The 1,603-nt window shown below is 57.8% G+C and carries 2 protein-coding genes; both read right to left on the bottom strand.

Annotated features, from left to right (window positions below):
* Positions 1–975 (bottom strand): TonB family protein (locus tag VG146_06980; GenBank protein ID HEV2392092.1); only part of this gene is annotated, 975 nt, incomplete at its 3' end.
* Between the two features lie 349 nt (positions 976–1,324).
* The coding region (locus VG146_06985) for a PDZ domain-containing protein (GenBank protein HEV2392093.1) at positions 1,325–1,603 on the bottom strand (279 nt) is incomplete at its 5' end.

The raw sequence follows: 1,603 nt of genomic DNA on the forward strand, positions 1-1,603 counted from the left end.
GAAATCCACCGGGCGGCCATCCTGCTCGGCGGGCTTAAAACGAATCTGACGCGCCGCCGCCTCGGCCGATTCATCCAAGCCATAGCCGAGACCCCGGACCACGCGCTCGACTCTAACCTCACCGGAGGCGGTAAAGAGCACTTCGACGAGCACATCGCCTTCAATTTTCTTGGCAATGCCCTCCCGAGTATAAACGGGTTTGGGCACAGACAAAATTTCGACGGGCCTGGTGTTCGCAGGCGCGGCCGTGTGCTTGACTTCAGGAGTCACGGGCGCCTTTACATCAAATCCGCCTTGCTGGACAGCGCCATGACTTGCGCCGCCGGGACTGCCGGTGGCAACACCATTTCCGAATCCTGCGCTGGCGACAACGCCACGAGCGCCCTTTGCGCCGCCGGTACCGTTGCCATTTCCGGGCCCAGCGGGCATATCCCAAGCACCGACTTGCGCGATGTTTGGATTACGATTTGTATTCTTGTTGGTTGGCACGCCATTAGGATCGCCAAAACCGCCCGTTTGCACCGCCTCGCGAGGTTTCCTCAGCGTGGGAGGAGCCGAACTCCCGAGCGTGGGGTGAGGATCTGGAAATACTTTTGCGACCTGGGTCATGTCTGGTGCTTGAATCTTCCGGGCTTGTCGCACTACGGGCGCGGTAACCACGGGATTATATATCTTCGGTTTCGGAAGTTCGACCGGTTCAGGCTTCGGAGGTTCCTTTACAACCTCGCGACGTTTCACGACTACTGGCTTCGGGGGCGGCTGAGGTTTCCACGGCTGAATGACGGGCGCATCCAAAGGCATGACCCAGTAATGCTGCATGGCCTCGAACTTTTGGGGCATCAGCAATGGAAATATCACTAACATTGCGAGTGCGATGCACTCCAGGCCGAAGCCTACACTGAACGAGCGCCATCGCCGTTTGCCATCGGGAAGCAGCGCCTCACGGAAGACGGTTTGATTCTTTGCCGGTATCATGATGTTTCACCCCGAAACGCCTTGATGTCAGGGGAGATTCGGACATGCAAATAACCCCCAGTTTACTAGTACTAAAGCAGAGGGCCGGGGCGAATAGAACTCACGTACCATTCTAATCCCAAGGGTGTTGAAAGCGATAACCAGGTTGCGCGGTTCTTCATCCCAGATTCCCAATTTCGCGCGGAGAATCGGCGGCAGTCCGGCACAGGAATAGAGCTGGAAGCTAAACTATTCCGCGCGACCAGAGAATACATGAATCCGTGCAAAAGGCTTGCCAAGGGCCTTTATGCATGAGCCAGCGAGACCGCCTTTCCGCAGGGCCTCGCTGGCATGACTGCGTCCCAAGGGCTCAGTGCGACTCGATTACGACGTATTGCGTTGCGCCACCTCGGTTCACAAGCAACAGAACCGGCTGGTTCCCGGCCGATGCTATCGCCTGCCGGTATTGCTCAACGTCGGCAATTGGCTTGTGATTGACTTCCTGGATCACGTCTCCGCGGTTCAGCTCCGAGTCGGCAGGGCTGGAGGGGTCGACGGCGGTAACCACGACACCTTTGGTGCCAGGCGCCAACTGCAACTGTTGAGCGATGTCCGGTGTTAGGTTTTGGACTTGGACGCCCTGAAGGCC

The organism is Verrucomicrobiia bacterium, from assembly GCA_035946615.1.
GTDB lineage: Bacteria > Verrucomicrobiota > Verrucomicrobiia > Limisphaerales > UBA8199 > DASYZB01.